This is a genomic window from Isoptericola sp. NPDC057559, assembly GCF_042801555.1.
Classification (GTDB): domain Bacteria; phylum Actinomycetota; class Actinomycetes; order Actinomycetales; family Cellulomonadaceae; genus Isoptericola.
In genome coordinates, this window is record NZ_JBHVFQ010000011.1 from 1 (window position 1) to 13,527 (window position 13,527).

At 75.1% G+C, this 13,527-nt stretch carries 12 protein-coding genes and 1 pseudogene; 7 read left to right on the plus strand and 6 right to left on the minus strand.

Features of this window, described 5'->3' with window-relative positions; all coding sequences use genetic code 11:
• The 4 genes and pseudogenes from ACFU5J_RS12140 to ACFU5J_RS12155 all read right to left on the minus strand — a co-directional run.
• A pseudogene (locus tag ACFU5J_RS12140) lies at nucleotides 1-320 on the minus strand (glucosamine-6-phosphate deaminase); the annotation flags it as partial.
• Complete coding sequence (locus ACFU5J_RS12145) at nucleotides 320-1,405, minus strand: Gfo/Idh/MocA family protein (RefSeq protein WP_430578868.1); 1,086 nt, start codon at nucleotides 1,403-1,405, stop codon at nucleotides 320-322. The gene ACFU5J_RS12145 and the pseudogene ACFU5J_RS12140, both read right to left, overlap by 1 nt.
• Nucleotides 1,402-2,466 (minus strand): Gfo/Idh/MocA family protein, encoded by a 1,065-nt coding sequence (locus tag ACFU5J_RS12150; RefSeq protein ID WP_430574283.1) that lies wholly within the window; start codon nucleotides 2,464-2,466, stop codon nucleotides 1,402-1,404. The genes ACFU5J_RS12145 and ACFU5J_RS12150 overlap by 4 nt, the downstream gene beginning before the upstream one ends.
• A complete protein-coding gene (locus ACFU5J_RS12155) occupies nucleotides 2,463-3,167 on the minus strand; it encodes a FadR/GntR family transcriptional regulator (protein ID WP_430578869.1) in 705 nt (234 codons plus the stop codon). The genes ACFU5J_RS12150 and ACFU5J_RS12155 overlap by 4 nt, the downstream gene beginning before the upstream one ends.
• A gap of 141 nt (nucleotides 3,168-3,308) precedes the next feature.
• On the opposite strand from ACFU5J_RS12155, the gene ACFU5J_RS12160 reads away from it, so the two are divergent.
• The 7 genes from ACFU5J_RS12160 to ACFU5J_RS12190 all read left to right on the plus strand — a co-directional run bounded on the left by ACFU5J_RS12160 (nucleotide 3,309) and on the right by ACFU5J_RS12190 (nucleotide 11,618).
• Nucleotides 3,309-4,919 carry an ABC transporter substrate-binding protein gene (locus tag ACFU5J_RS12160; protein WP_430578870.1) on the plus strand — a complete coding sequence of 537 codons (1,611 nt, stop codon included), beginning with the start codon at nucleotides 3,309-3,311 and terminating at the stop codon, nucleotides 4,917-4,919.
• Nucleotides 4,920-5,073: 154 nt separating this feature from the next.
• Nucleotides 5,074-6,030 (plus strand): ABC transporter permease, encoded by a 957-nt coding sequence (locus ACFU5J_RS12165; protein WP_430574286.1) that lies wholly within the window; start codon nucleotides 5,074-5,076, stop codon nucleotides 6,028-6,030.
• A 1-nt stretch (nucleotide 6,031) separates the two neighbouring features.
• Nucleotides 6,032-8,089, plus strand: coding sequence for a dipeptide/oligopeptide/nickel ABC transporter permease/ATP-binding protein (locus tag ACFU5J_RS12170; RefSeq protein ID WP_430578871.1), 2,058 nt, complete (start codon nucleotides 6,032-6,034; stop codon nucleotides 8,087-8,089).
• On the plus strand, nucleotides 8,086-8,919 hold the full coding sequence (locus ACFU5J_RS12175) for an ABC transporter ATP-binding protein (RefSeq protein ID WP_430578872.1): 834 nt from the start codon (nucleotides 8,086-8,088) through the stop codon (nucleotides 8,917-8,919). The genes ACFU5J_RS12170 and ACFU5J_RS12175 overlap by 4 nt, the downstream gene beginning before the upstream one ends.
• 62 nt (nucleotides 8,920-8,981) lie before the next feature.
• Complete coding sequence (locus ACFU5J_RS12180) at nucleotides 8,982-9,908, plus strand: dihydrodipicolinate synthase family protein (RefSeq protein WP_430574289.1); 927 nt, start codon at nucleotides 8,982-8,984, stop codon at nucleotides 9,906-9,908.
• A gap of 10 nt (nucleotides 9,909-9,918) precedes the next feature.
• Nucleotides 9,919-10,926, plus strand: coding sequence for an ROK family protein (locus tag ACFU5J_RS12185; protein ID WP_430578873.1), 1,008 nt, complete (start codon nucleotides 9,919-9,921; stop codon nucleotides 10,924-10,926).
• Nucleotides 10,923-11,618 carry an N-acetylmannosamine-6-phosphate 2-epimerase gene (locus ACFU5J_RS12190; protein WP_430578874.1) on the plus strand — a complete coding sequence of 232 codons (696 nt, stop codon included), beginning with the start codon at nucleotides 10,923-10,925 and terminating at the stop codon, nucleotides 11,616-11,618. Before ACFU5J_RS12185 ends, ACFU5J_RS12190 begins: the two co-directional genes overlap by 4 nt.
• A gap of 24 nt (nucleotides 11,619-11,642) precedes the next feature.
• On the opposite strand, the gene ACFU5J_RS12195 is transcribed toward ACFU5J_RS12190, so the two are convergent.
• On the minus strand, nucleotides 11,643-12,323 hold the full coding sequence (locus ACFU5J_RS12195) for an HAD hydrolase-like protein (RefSeq protein ID WP_430574292.1): 681 nt from the start codon (nucleotides 12,321-12,323) through the stop codon (nucleotides 11,643-11,645).
• A 156-nt stretch (nucleotides 12,324-12,479) separates the two neighbouring features.
• Nucleotides 12,480-13,484, minus strand: coding sequence for an NAD-dependent epimerase/dehydratase family protein (locus ACFU5J_RS12200; RefSeq protein ID WP_430578875.1), 1,005 nt, complete (start codon nucleotides 13,482-13,484; stop codon nucleotides 12,480-12,482).
• Nucleotides 13,485-13,527 lie beyond the last annotated feature (43 nt).

Below are 13,527 nucleotides of genomic sequence, written 5' to 3' on the forward strand. Positions count from 1 at the left end.
TCCGCCGCCAGCCCGTCCGGCCCGGACACCTGGTCCGCGGGCCACCCGACACGCGAGGCGATCTCCGTCTCGATCACGTTGCGGTACCGCTGCGGGTGGTCCGCCGCCAGACCCACGTACTCGTCGAGCATGAAGCCCCGCGCCCGCGCGAACGACAGCCCCTCCTCGCGGTGGCGGCGCGCCAGCTCGTCGTACACCTTCAACGGGCTCGACCCGGTCGCCAGCCCCAGCACCGTGGCCGGGTCGCGGCGCAACAGGGTCTCGATCGCGTCGGCCGCCAGCACGGCCAGCTCCTCGGCGGGGGCGACGACCACCTCCATCAGGCCACCTCCCCGACCGGGCGGGCGGTCACGGGCACGACGTCCCCCGTGGCGACGGAGCGGTAGGCGGCGTCGGTCACCGCGAGGGACTCCCGCGCCTCGGCGATCCCGTAGTCGGGTCGCCCTCCCGCGAGGATCGCGTCGACCACGTGCCGCAGGTAGGCCGCCGCGGCGACCTGGCCGGCGTCCGGGGCGATCGTGGTGCGCCCGTGGGCGCCGAAGTGCGCGACCGCGGGGGCGTCGTCGTCCGCGACCGCGTGGCCGTGGGAGCCGAGCAGCCGGACGGACGACGTGGTCGGGGTGCCGCCGGGCGCGAACGGGACGCGCCCCAGCGTGACCGTCACCGTGACCCCGCGCTCGAGCCCGACGGTCACGACCGCGGTGTCCTCGACGCCCGCCGCGCGGTGCGGCTCGAGGAACAGCGACCCCGTGAAGGCGTGCACCTCCAGGGCGCGCAGCCCGGTCAGGTAGGCCGCCGCGTCGGTGCAGTACCCCAGGAAGTTGAGCAGCTCGCCGCCCCCGGAGAGCTCGCGGTCCACGACGAGCTCCGGCCGCTCGACCGAGGTCGCGAAGTGGGCCCCGGAGGCCAGGAGCTCGAGGTCCAGGTGGCGGGGGAGGCCGACGTGGCCCGCGTCGACCCACTCCCGCAGCCGCCGGAGGGCGGGCGCGTGGGTCCGGTTCATCACCGCGCACACGCGGCCGGCGCGGGCGGCGGCCGCCGCGACCCGGTCGGCGTCCGCGGACGTGGTCGCGACGGGCTTGTCGACGAGCACGTCGAGGCCCGCGTCGAGGAGGGCGACGGCGAGGCGCGCGTGCCGGGTCGGCTCGGCGCACACGACGACGAGGTCCGGCGGGTCGCCCAGCGGGCCGCCGCCGGCCAGCGCGGCGACGTCGTCGACCTCAGCGAAGGCGACCCCGGCGCGCTCGGCCGCGGACCGCGAGTCCTCGCGGACCCAGTCCGGCGCCGACGCCTCCTCCACCACGCCGACGAGCTCGACGCGGTCGTCGTCGGACAGGAGGCGCAGGTAGTCGGACGCGTGCCGCACGGCCGAGGCGAACGCGACGCGCAGCCGGCGGGCGCTCATGCGGCCACCGCCGGGAGGTAGCCGGGGACGTCCGCGACGCGCTCGCGCCGCCCGGACACGAGGGACCGCTGCGCGGCGAGCGCCGTCGCGAGCGCGGCCCGGACCTGAGGCGTCGTGACCACCGGCGCCGCGGTGCCGCGCACCACGTCGAGCCAGTGCGCCAGCTGGAGGCGCAGCGCGCCGTCGACGGACGCGGGGGCGGCGGCCAGGGCGTCGGTGTGGAGCCCGTCCTCCTCGGCGGTGGAGTGCGCGAGGGTGCCCTCGGTGCCGACGAGCACCACGCGTCGCAGCAGCTCGCCGCGACGGCGCAGCGCGTAGCAGAGCTCCAGCGTCGCCAGGGCGCCGGACGCGGTGCGCAGCTGGACGTGGAACGAGTCGGGCGAGTCCATGTCGGGGGAGAAGGTGCGGAAGCCGCGCGCGAAGACCTCGACGGGGTCGTCGCCGAGCAGCCACGTCGCCGCGTCCATGATGTGGGTGCCGTTGTGCACCGGGTGGCCGCCGGAGAGCTCGGGGTCGAGCTGCCAGCCGCGCCAGCCGCCCGGCCAGGAGTGGGCGGTGTACCAGGAGATGTGGGCCAGCCGCGGGGTGCCGATCCGGCCGGCGTGCGCGGCCGCGGCGAGCGCCGTCACGGCGGGCTGGAACCGGACCGTCTGGCCGACGACCAGGGTGGTGCCCCGCCCCTCGGTCGCGTCGACCATCGCGTCGAGCCCGGCGAGCGAGAGCGCCGCCGGCTTCTCGACCTGGACGTGCTTGCCCGCCTCGCCGGCCGCGATCGTGTCGCGCTCGTGCGTGGGGGTCGCGGTGACGACGTCGACGGCCGCCACCCCGGGGTCCGCGAGGGCCTCGTCGAGGCGGGTGGTCGCGCGCGCCCCGGGGACCAGGGCGGCGAGGGTGCGGGTCCGCGCGAGGTCGTGCCCGACGACCCACCGGACGTCGGCGCCGGGCAGGGCGGCCAGGGTCGTGAGGTGCTCGTGGGCGAAGGACCCGATGCCCACGACGGCCACGCCGACCCGGCGCCCCCCGTCGTGCGGCGGGGCGGCGGGCTGGGCGGTCTCGGTCACGCCGTCGTCACCTCGAGGGCCCTGTCGATGGGGTCGTAGTGCGAGACGACCGCGGCGCGGAAGCCCTCGACGTCGCCGGCCTCGGCGGCGTCGAGCATGAGGCCGTGCGCCTGGGCCGTCTGCTCGAGGTCGGACGCGACCGAGATCCCGAGCTTCGGCACGACGGCGGTGTGGACGTCCCAGAACGCGGCCACGAGCTGACCCACGAGGGAGTTGTCGAGGCGGGCGAGCAGCCCGGTGTGGAAGGCGCGGTCCTGCTTGGGGAAGGTGCGGCCGTCGGCGGCGGCGGCGACCATCTCGTCCACCAGGGCGTGCAGGTCGGGGTTGGCGGTGCCGGCGAGGCTGGCGACGATGCGCTCCGCCATCGCCAGGTCGAGGGCGCGGCGGATCTCGACGACGTCGCGCAGGGCCCGCAGGTCGTCGCCAGGACTCAGGACGCCGCGGAACACGAGCGCCTCCACGAGGGCGTCGAGCGACATGTTGCCGACGAAGGTGCCGTGCCCGTGGCGCACCTCGACGATGTCGAGCGTCGACAGGGTGCGGACGGCCTCGCGGACGCTCGAGCGCGAGACGCCGAGGCGCTCGCACAGCTCCGCCTCGGTGGGCAGCGGGTCCCCGGGGCGGAGGCCCTCGCCGAGGATGAAGTCCTTGATCCGGTCCGCCGTGGTCGTCCGCCGCGGCGGGCTCCCGTGCGTCGTCACCGGACTGATCGTGCTGAACCACCGATCCTGCTCCACCATCTTGACCCTCCTCGTTGCTCGTCCTAGTGTCAGGCTACACAACATCAGACATCTGATGTCGGCTGACGTGGTCGTCTGCCGACCTCACCGTCAGGAGAACCAATGAAGCTTCGCGATAGCTCTTCGTCCGGACGGCGGCGGCTCGCCGCCGTCGCCGCGGGCGTCGTCGTCGCCCTCGGGCTCGCCGCGTGCTCCGGTGGCGCGGGCGCCACCGGCAGCGGCTCCGGACAGGCCGGGGCGGCGCAGGGCGACGTCGACAAGGACGCCGTCCTCAAGGCAGGGATCTCGTACGACCTCGGGGGCGGCTTCGACCCCATGACCACGACGGGCGCGGTCACGGTCGCGGCCAACTGGCACGTCATGGAAGGTCTCACCGAGATCGATCCGGCCACGCGCGAAGTGTACGCAGCGCTCGGCGCCGATCTGCCGAAACAGGTGGACGACACCCACTACGAGGTCACGCTCCGCGACGGCGCGGTGTTCCACAACGGCGACCCGGTGACCACCGACGACGTCGTCTACAGCTTCGAGCGGGTGCTCGACCCCAAGAACGAGTCCCTGTACGCGGACTTCATCGACTTCGTCGACTCGGTGAAGGCGGTCGACGACTCGACCGTCTCGATCACCACCAAGTACCCCTTCACCCTGGTGGCCGAGCGGCTCGCGACCGTGAAGATCGTGCCGAGGTCCGTCGTCGAGTCCGACTACGACGCCTTCAACGCCCTGCCCGTCGGCACCGGCCCCTACCAGCTCACCGCGGCGACCCCCGGCGACAAGATCACGTTCGACCGGTTCGACGACTACACCGGACCGCGCCCCGCCCAGGCCGCCGGGATGCAGTGGGACCTGCTCTCCGACCCCGCCGCGCGCGTCACCGCCCAGAGCTCCGGCACCGTCCAGGCGATCGAGGACGTGCCGTACATCGACATCCCGACGCTCGAGGGCGCCTCGTCGGTCGAGTCGGTCCAGTCCTTCGGCCTGCTCTTCATGATGTTCAACACGGACGAGAAGCCCTTCGACGACCCCCGGGTGCGGCAGGCGTTCTTCTACGCCCTGGACATGGACAAGATCATCGCGACCGGCATGCTCGGCAACGCGGAGGCGGCGACGAGCTTCCTGCCCGCGAACCACCCGAACTACCACGAGGCGTCGACGGTCTACAGCCACGACCCGGAGAAGGCGAAGCAGCTCCTCGCGGACGCCGGCGTCGAGAACCTCTCGATCGACCTGACCACCACCGACACCGCGTGGGTGGGCGACGTGGCGCCGCTCATCAAGGAGGACCTCGAGGCGATCGGCGTGAAGACCCGCCTCGACGTCGGCCAGTCGGCCGGGCAGTACGCCAAGGTCGACGACGGCGGCTTCGACGTCATGGTCGCCCCCGGCGACCCGTCGGTCTTCGGCAACGACCCCGACCTGCTCATGCGGTGGTGGTACGGGGACAACGTCTGGTCGAAGTCGCGCTACCGCTGGAACGACGACCCCGAGTTCGCCGAGCTGCAGAAGCTGCTCGATCAGGCCGTGCAGGCCAGCGGGGACGAGCAGCAGGAGCTGTGGAACCAGGCGTTCGACCTGATCTCCGACCAGGTGCCGCTGTACCCGCTGTTCCACCGCAAGCTGCCGACCGCCTGGAACGGGGAGCAGCTGGCCGGTTTCAAGCCGCTGCCCGTGACCGGCCTGTCGTTCCTCGACGTCGGGTCGACCGCGAGCTGACCCCCTCGGTCCTGCCGGGCCCGGCACCGACGCCGGGCCCGGCAGGACGGCCGTGGCCGCGCCCCCGCGGCCCCTCCCACGCGACCCGAACGGAACCGCCGATGACTCCGACCAGCACCGCGACGCGGGCGCCCCGCGCCCCCGGAGCCGCGCCATGAGCAACGTGCTGCGGCTGATCGCCCGCCGCCTCCTCCAGCTTCCGGTGATGATCCTCGGCATCACCTTCCTCGTCTTCTTCGTCATGTCGTTCTCGCCGGTCGACCCGGCGTTCCTCGCCCTGGGCGAGGGGTCCTCGCCCGAGGCCCGGGCGGCCTACAACGAGGCCAACGGCTACGACGCGCCGCTGCTCGCCCAGTACGTCCGCTACCTCGGCGGGCTGCTGCACGGCGACCTCGGGACCTACACCGCGCGGCACCTGTCCGTGTCCGACGCGATCTCCCAGGCGCTGCCCATCACCCTGGCGCTGACGTTCATGGGCCTCGCCATCGCGATCGTCTTCGCCTTCGGCCTCGGCATCCTGGGCGCGCTGTACCGCGACCGGTGGCCCGACCAGGCCGTGCGGGTCCTCTCGGTGGTCTCGCTCGGGACGCCGTCCTTCTGGCTCGCCGTGCTGTTCATCCAGCTCTTCACGCTGCAGCTGGGCTGGCTGCCCGGCAGCGGCCCGCTGCCGGCCTTCGCCGACGACCCCGCCGGGTACCTCGCGCGCATGGCGCTGCCCGCCGTCGCCCTCGCCGTCCCCGTGATCGGCCAGATGACCCGCGTCGTGCGCACCTCCATGGTCGAGGAGCTCGACAAGGACTACGTCCGCACGGCGATCGGGGCGGGGCTGCCCCGCACCGTCGTGGTCGGCCGCAACGTGCTGCGCAACGCGCTCATCACCCCGATCACCGTGCTCGGGCTGCGGGTCGGCTACCTCATCGGCGGCGCCGTGGTCATCGAGGTCATCTTCGCGCTGCCCGGCATGGGCACGCTGATCCTCGAGGGGATCACCTCCAACCAGGCCAACCTGGTGCAGGGCGTGACGCTCACCGTCGCCCTGGCCTTCGTGGTCATCAACATCGTGGTCGACCTGCTGTACGTGCTCGTCAACCCGCGGATCAGGACGGTGTGACGTGCGACGCAACCTCACGGACCGGCTCTCCGGCCCCGCGCTGCGGCTGCGCGCCCTGCCGCTCCCCTCGAAGATCGCCCTGGTCGTCGTCGCCGTGGTGGCGCTCGCCGCGGTCTTCGCCCCGCTCGTGACGGTCCACGACCCGCTGGCCTCCGGCACCCCCGTGCAGCCGCCGAGCAGCGAGCACTGGTTCGGCACCGACCGCCAGGGGCGCGACATCTTCTCCCGCCTCGTCTACGGCGGGCGGTACTCGCTGGTGATCGGCATCGGGGCCACCGGGGTCGCGCTGGTCGCGGCCTGCATCCTCGGCGCGATCACGGCCACCGCCACCAAGGCCGTCTCCGAGACCCTGATGCGGGTCCTCGACGTCGTCATGTCCTTCCCGGGCATCGCGCTCGCCGCGGTGTTCGTCACCGTCTTCGGCCGGTCCCTGCCCGTGCTGGTGCTCACCATCGCGTTCCTCTACACGCCCCAGCTCACCCGGGTGGTCCGGGCCAACATCCTCGACCAGTACGGCGAGGACTACGTCTCCGCCAGCCGGGTGATGGGCGCGCGCACCTCCTGGATCCTCGCCCGGCACGTGCTGCGCAACTGCATGGCGCCCGTGCTGGTCTTCACCACGGTGCTCGTCGCGGACGCCATCGTGCTCGAGGCGTCGCTGTCGTTCATCCAGGCCGGCGTGGCGCCGCCGCAGCCGTCCTGGGGCAACGTGATCTCCGACGGCCGCGCGCTCGTCATGGGCGGCTACTGGTGGGCGACGTTCTTCCCCGGGCTCCTCATCATGGTGACGACCCTGGCGCTCAACGTCCTCGCCGAGGGCATGACCGACGCGATGGTCGCGGCGCCGCGTGCCGCCGCCCGCCCGGCCGCCGTCCAGGACGAGGAGGCCGCCGAGGCCCAGCCGTCCGCCGCGGGCGCCGCCGACGCCGCGGACGGGCCGACGACGCTCGACGACGTCGACACGCCCCTGGCGGAGCACGAGGCCGCCGTCCCGCTCGACGAGCGGCTGGCCGCGCTGCGGGCGGCGGAGCTCGTCCGCACCGACCGGCGGACCTTCACGGGTGCCGACGAGCCCCTGCTCGAGGTGCGCCACCTGTCCATCCGGTTCCCGGAGCGGCACGGCGACGTCGCCGTCGTCGACGACGTGTCGTTCGCCGTGCGGCCCGGCGAGGTCATGGGCCTCGTCGGCGAGTCCGGCTGCGGCAAGTCGATCACCTCGCTGGCGATCATGGGCCTGCTCGACCCCTCGGCGCAGATCAGCGGCGAGATCCTCTACCAGGGCCGCGACCTGCTGGCGATGAAGGACCGCGAGCGCGCCGCGCTGCGGGGCACCGACGTCGCGATGATCTACCAGGACGCGCTGAGCTCGCTCAACCCGTCCATGCTGATCCGCGCGCAGATGAAGCAGCTCACCCGCCGGGGCGGGACGCGCACCGCCGAGGAGCTGCTCGAGCTCGTCGGCCTCGAGCCCGAGCGCACGCTCCGCAGCTACCCGCACGAGCTCTCCGGCGGGCAGCGCCAGCGCGTGCTCATCGCCATGGCGCTCACCCGCGACCCGCGGCTGGTGATCGCCGACGAGCCGACCACGGCCCTCGACGTCACCGTGCAGGCCCAGGTGGTCGAGCTCCTGGACGAGCTGCGGCAGAAGCTCGGCTTCGCGATGGTCTTCGTCAGCCACGACCTCGCCCTCGTCGCCCAGATCGTGCACCGCATCACCGTGATGTACGCCGGCCAGGTGGTCGAGCAGGCCGCGACGCGCGACCTGCTCCTCGACCCCCGGCACGAGTACACGCGCGGGCTGCTCGGGTCCGTCCTGTCCATCGAGTCGCGCGCCACCCGGCTGCACCAGATCCCCGGGACCGTGCCGTCGCCGCGGGACTTCCCCGCCGGCGACCGGTTCGCCCCCCGGTCCTCGCGTCCCGCCGACGGCCTCGACACGCGCCCCGTGCTGCGGGGGGTGCCGGACCAGGACGAGCACCTGGTCGCCGTGCCGCCGGCGGCGCCCGAGCTCGCCGTGGCCGGCGCCGGCCACCGACCGACGAACGGAGACGCGCGATGACCGCCTCGACCGCCACGACCACCACGGACGGCACCGCCGCCGCCGACGCCCCCGTCATCGAGCTGCGCCGGGTGCACGTCGTCTTCCGCTCGCGGGCCGGGTCGCTCTTCCGGGCCCAGGAGGTGCACGCCGTCGACGACGTCTCGATCCGGGTGCGCCGCGGCCAGACCATCGGCATCGTCGGCGAGTCGGGGTCCGGCAAGTCGACGATGGCGAAGGTGCTCGTGGGCCTGCAGGCCCCGACGGAGGGCGAGATCAGGTTCCGCGGCGACGTCGTCACGCGCTACACGCACGCGGTGCGCCGCCAGGTGGGACGCGTGGTGTCCGTGGTCTTCCAGGACCCGGCGACCGCGCTGAACGCCCGGATGACCGTGCGGGACACGTTGCGCGACCCGCTCGACGTGCACCGCGTCGGCACGCCCGCCACCCGCGACGCGCGGGTGCGCGAGCTCGTGCACCTGGTGGGCCTCCCGCCGTCCGCGCTGGACGCGCTGCCCGGCCAGATGTCCGGCGGGCAGCGGCAGCGCGTGGCGATCGCCCGCGCCCTGGCCCTGGAGCCCGACGTGATCGTGGCCGACGAGCCGACCTCCGCCCTCGACGTGTCCGTCCGCGCCCAGGTGCTCAACCTGCTCGACGACCTCAAGGCGGAGCTCGGCCTCGGGATGGTCTTCATCTCCCACGACATCCAGACCGTGCGGCACGTGTCCGACGAGATCGTCGTCATGCGGCACGGCCGGGTCGTCGAGTCGGGGCCCGCCGCGCGGGTCCTGGACGACCCCCAGGAGGAGTACACGCGCACGCTCCTCGGCGCCGCGCCCGCCCTCCTGTGACCCCCGGGTCCCCGACCCCCGCGAACCAGCCCCACCACCAGCAACCCCAGTACGGAGCAATCGTGACCCAGCACCGCTTCCACGGCATCGTGCCGCCCGTCCTCACGCCCCTCACGGCGGAGGGCGAGGTCGACGTCGCCTCCCTCGAGCGGCTCACCCGCCACCTCGTCGACTCCGGCGTGCACGGTGTGTTCGTCCTCGGCTCGACCGGAGAGGTCGCCTACCTGACCGACGCGCAGCGCGACCTCGTGGTGCGCACCGTGGTCGGCGCCGTCGACGGGCGCGTCCCGGTGCTCGCCGGGGCGATCGACCTCACCACCGAGCGCGTCGTGGCCCAGGCGCGGCGTCTCGTCGAGGCCGGGGCCGACGCCGTCGTGGCGACCGCCCCCGTGTACGCGCTCAACGACGAGGCCGAGATCGAGGCGTCCCTGCGCAGGATCGCGGCCTCGGTCGACGTCCCCCTGCTCGCCTACGACATCCCGGTGCGGGTCCACGTCAAGCTGTCGGCCGAGCTGCTCGTCCGGCTCGGCGCGGAGGGGGTGCTCGCGGGGGTGAAGGACTCCTCGGGCAACGACGTCGCGTTCCGGCGCCTGGTCGCCGCCAACCGGGCCGCCGGCTCCCCGCTCGCCCTGTTCACCGGGCACGAGGTGGTCGTCGACGGCATGCTGCTGCTCGGCGCCGACGGGGTGGTGCCCGGGCTCGGGAACGTCGACGCGGCCGGCTACGTGCGGCTGTGGGACCTGGCGCGGGAGGGCCGGTGGGACGAGGCCCGCGAGGAGCAGGACCGGCTCGCCGCGCTGTTCGAGATCGTGTTCCAGGCGCAGGGCCGCTCCGCGGACGTCTCCGGCGTCGGGGCCTTCAAGATCGCCGCGCGCCAGCAGGGCCTGATCGACACCGACGTCATGTCCTTCCCGCTGGAGTCCCTCGGCGAGGACGTCGCGCGCCGCGTCGGGTCGATCACCCGCGCCGCCGGCCTCCTCGCCGGCTGAGACGCCGCCGATGATCCCGCAGGAGCCGGCCGGCGTCGTCGTCGGCGTCGACCTCGGCGGCACCAAGACCGCCGCGGCGCTGGTGGGTCCCGGGGGAGACGCCGGACCGGTGCGGGCGGTGCCCACCCCCGCCCTGGACGGGCCGGACGCCGTGCTCGACGCCGTCGCGGCGCTCGTGACCGACGTCGTCCGCGCGGCCGGCGCCCCGCTGCGCGCGGTGGGCGTGGGCGCGGCCGGCGTGATCGACGCCGGCCGCGGCACGGTCGTCTCCGCCACCCGGACGTTCGCCGGCTGGCCCGGCACGGACGTCGCGGGCGGGCTGCGGCGCCGCCTCGCCCCGCTCGCCGGGGCCGGCGGGCCCGTCGTCACGGTGGAGAACGACGTCGACGCGCACGCGGCGGGCGAGGTCTGGCGCGGCGCCGCCGCCGGCGCCGGGAGCGCCCTGCTCGTGGCCGTGGGCACCGGCGTGGGCGGCTCCGTCGTCCTGGACGGGCGGCCGCTGCGCGGGGCGCACCACGTGGCCGGCGAGATGGGGCACATGCCCGTCCCCGGCGCCGAGGGCCTGCGCTGCGCCTGCGGCCGCACCGGCCACCTCGAGGCGATCGGCGCCGGGCCCGCGATCCACCGGCGCTACCGCGGGCTCGGCGGCGACGCCGCCAGCCCCGACGCCCGCGACGTCGTCGCGCGCGCGGTCGCCGGCGACGACCTCGCCGTGCGGGTCGTGCGTGCCGCGGGCGAGGCGGTCGGCCGCGCCGTCGCCGGCGTCATGACCGTCCTCGACCCCGAGGTCGTCGTCGTCGGCGGCGGGGTCGCCGCGGCCGGCGACCTGTGGTGGTCGGCCCTCGTCGGCGCGCTGCGGGCGGAGGTGGTCGACGTGCTCGGCGACGTGCCGGTCCTCCCCGCCGCCCTGGGCGCCGACGCCGCCGTCGTCGGGGCGGCGCGCGGCGCCTGGCGCGCCTCCGCCGCGGTGCCGCCCCTCGTCCCGTCCGTGCCGACCGCCCCCGGAGCCGCCCCGTGACCCGCACCCCGACCCGCTCTCGCGACGACGTCCTCGACGCCATGCGGGGCCGCCTCACCGTCTCCTGCCAGGCCTACCCCGGCGAGCCCCTGCGCGACCCGCGCACCACCGCCCAGATGGCGCGGGCCGTCGTCGCCGGCGGCGCGGCGGCGGTGCGTGCGCAGGGGGTCGAGGACGTGGCGGCCGTCGTCGCCGCGGTCGACGTCCCCGTCGTCGGGCTGTGGAAGGACGGGGCCTCGGGCGTCTTCATCACGCCCACGCTCGACCACGCGCTCGCCGTCGCCCGCGCCGGGGCGCACGTGGTCGCCCTGGACGGGACGCGGCGGCCGCGCCCCGACGGGCGCACGCTGGCGCAGACCGTCGCGGGGCTCCGCGCCGAGGCGGACGTGCTGGTCATGGCCGACTGCGGCTCCCTCGACGACGCCGTCGCGGCGCAGGAGGCGGGCGCGGACCTGCTCGGCACCACCCTCTCCGGCTACACCGGCGAGCGGCCGCGGACCGACGGGCCCGACCTCGACCTGCTGGACGAGCTGCTGGCGGCGTGCCGGCTCCCCGTGGTCGTCGAGGGGCGCGTCCACACGCCCGGGCAGGCTGCGGCGGCGCTGCGCCGCGGGGCGTTCAGCGTCTGCGTGGGCACCGCGATCACGCACCCGACGACCATCACCGGCTGGTTCGTCGACGCGATGTCCTGACCGGGGCGCCGCGCGCCCGCGAGCTCAGCGCAGGCGCGCGAGGACGGCGTCGGCGAGGCGCGCGACGTCGTCGACCCGTGCGACGGCGCCGGCCCGCTCCAGCTCGCCGGGCGCGGCGTACCCCCAGGTGACGCCGAGGCAGCCGATGCCGTGCTCGGCGGCGCCGTGCACGTCGTGCTCGCGGTCGCCGACCATGAGCACGGGGCCGTCGGCCGGGTCCACGGGGGAGGTGCGGCCGAGCGCGGCGAGGGCCTTGGCGATGACGTCCGCCTTGGTCGACGTGCCCTCGTCCAGCGGCGCGCCGAACACGCCGTCCACCAGCTCCGTGAGCCCGAAGCGGTCGCAGATGGGCTTGGCGTAGACCTCCGGCTTGGAGGTCGCGACGGCCAGCGTGCAGCCGGCCGCCCGCAGCGCGCGCAGCTCCCCGGGGATCCCGTCGAACACCCGGTTGTCGTACATGCCGCCCCCCGCGAAGACGTCGCGGTACGCGCGCACGGCCTCGTCGACCCGGTCGGCGGGGACGCCGTGCGCGAGGAACGACGCGGTGATCGGCGGGCCGACGAACGAGCGCAGCGTGGCGTCGTCCGGCACCGGCAGCCCGAGGGCGCCGTACGCGTGCCGGATGCCCGCGACGATGCCGGGCGCGGAGTCGGTGAGCGTGCCGTCGAGGTCGAGCAGGACGAGCGGGGCGGGGGAGCGGGTCACCTCGGCAGGGTACGTGGCCGCGTCCCCGGCCCGCCCCGGCCGGCCGGGCCGGCCGGGCCGGCCGGGCGTCGACCGGCCGTCGACCGGCCGTCGACCGGCCGTCGACCGGCCGTCGACCGGCCGTCGACCGGCCGTCGACCGGCCGTCGACGGGGCGTCAGACGGCGCGCGCGTGGGCCACGAGCCGGTCGAACGCGGCGTCCAGGGCGTCGTCGACGCGCCGGGCGTCCGGGTGGGCGTCCAGCCACGCGACCTGCTCGACGGCGGCCTGGTCGTAGGTGATCGTCGTGCCGAACTCGGGGACCAGGGCCCGCACCTTGGCGCAGTCGAACAGCATCGTGTGCGCCTTGTCGCCGAGCAGGCCGGGCCCGGCGTCGGGGAGCACGCGGGCGATCGTCTCGGACGCGACGTGCACCAGCTCGGGCTCGGGGACGCCGGCCGCGGCGGCGAGCCACCGGTAGACCTGGTCCCACGTCGGGGCGTGCGAGCCCATGATCTGGAACGTGTCGCCGACCGCGCCCGGGTGGCCGAGCAGGCCCACGAAGCCGACGGCGAAGTCCTCGGTGTGCGTGAGCGTCCACAGCGACGTGCCGTCGCCGTGCACCACCACGGGCCTGCCGGCGCGCATCCGCGCGACGTCGGTCCAGCCGCCCAGGGTCGGCAGGAGCGTGCGGTCGTAGGTGTGCGACGGGCGCACGACCGTCGCCGGGAAGCCGTGGTCCCGCCACGCGCGCACGAGCACGTCCTCGCACGCGATCTTGTCGCGCGAGTACTGCCAGAACGGGTTGCGCAGGGGGGTGGACTCCGTGACCGGGAGCCGCTCGGGCGGCGTCTGGTACGCCGAGGCCGAGGAGATGAAGACGTACTGCCCGGTGTGCCCGGCGAAGCGCTCCACGTCGTGCGCCACGTGCCCGGCGCCGAACGCCAGGAACTGCGCGACGACGTCGAAGTCGCGGCCCGCGAGCGCGGCGTCGACGGCGGCGTCGTCGCGCACGTCCGCCACGAGGGTCTCGACCTCCGGCGGCAGCGGGCGCGCGGTCGACGTGCCGCGGTTGAGGACCGTGACCCGGTGCCCCAGCCGGACGGCGCGGTCGACGCTCGCGGCGCTGATCACGCCGGAGCCGCCGATGAACAGGATGTCGCGAGGGGTGCGCAGGCTCATGACGCCATCGTGCCCGCGCCGGCCGGCCGGCCCGGGCACCGGT

Bases quoted from the DNA above. Each gene is read 5' to 3' on its own strand.
- ACFU5J_RS12175 (WP_430578872.1), top strand. From the start codon at position 8,086: ATGACCGCCTCGACCGCCACGACCACCACGGACGGCACCGCCGCCGCC.
- ACFU5J_RS12160 (WP_430578870.1), top strand. From the start codon at position 3,309: ATGAAGCTTCGCGATAGCTCTTCGTCCGGACGGCGGCGGCTCGCCGCC.
- ACFU5J_RS12185 (WP_430578873.1), top strand. From the start codon at position 9,919: ATGATCCCGCAGGAGCCGGCCGGCGTCGTCGTCGGCGTCGACCTCGGC.
- ACFU5J_RS12200 (WP_430578875.1), bottom strand. From the start codon at position 13,484: ATGAGCCTGCGCACCCCTCGCGACATCCTGTTCATCGGCGGCTCCGGC.
- ACFU5J_RS12145 (WP_430578868.1), bottom strand. From the start codon at position 1,405: ATGAGCGCCCGCCGGCTGCGCGTCGCGTTCGCCTCGGCCGTGCGGCAC.
- ACFU5J_RS12165 (WP_430574286.1), top strand. From the start codon at position 5,074: ATGAGCAACGTGCTGCGGCTGATCGCCCGCCGCCTCCTCCAGCTTCCG.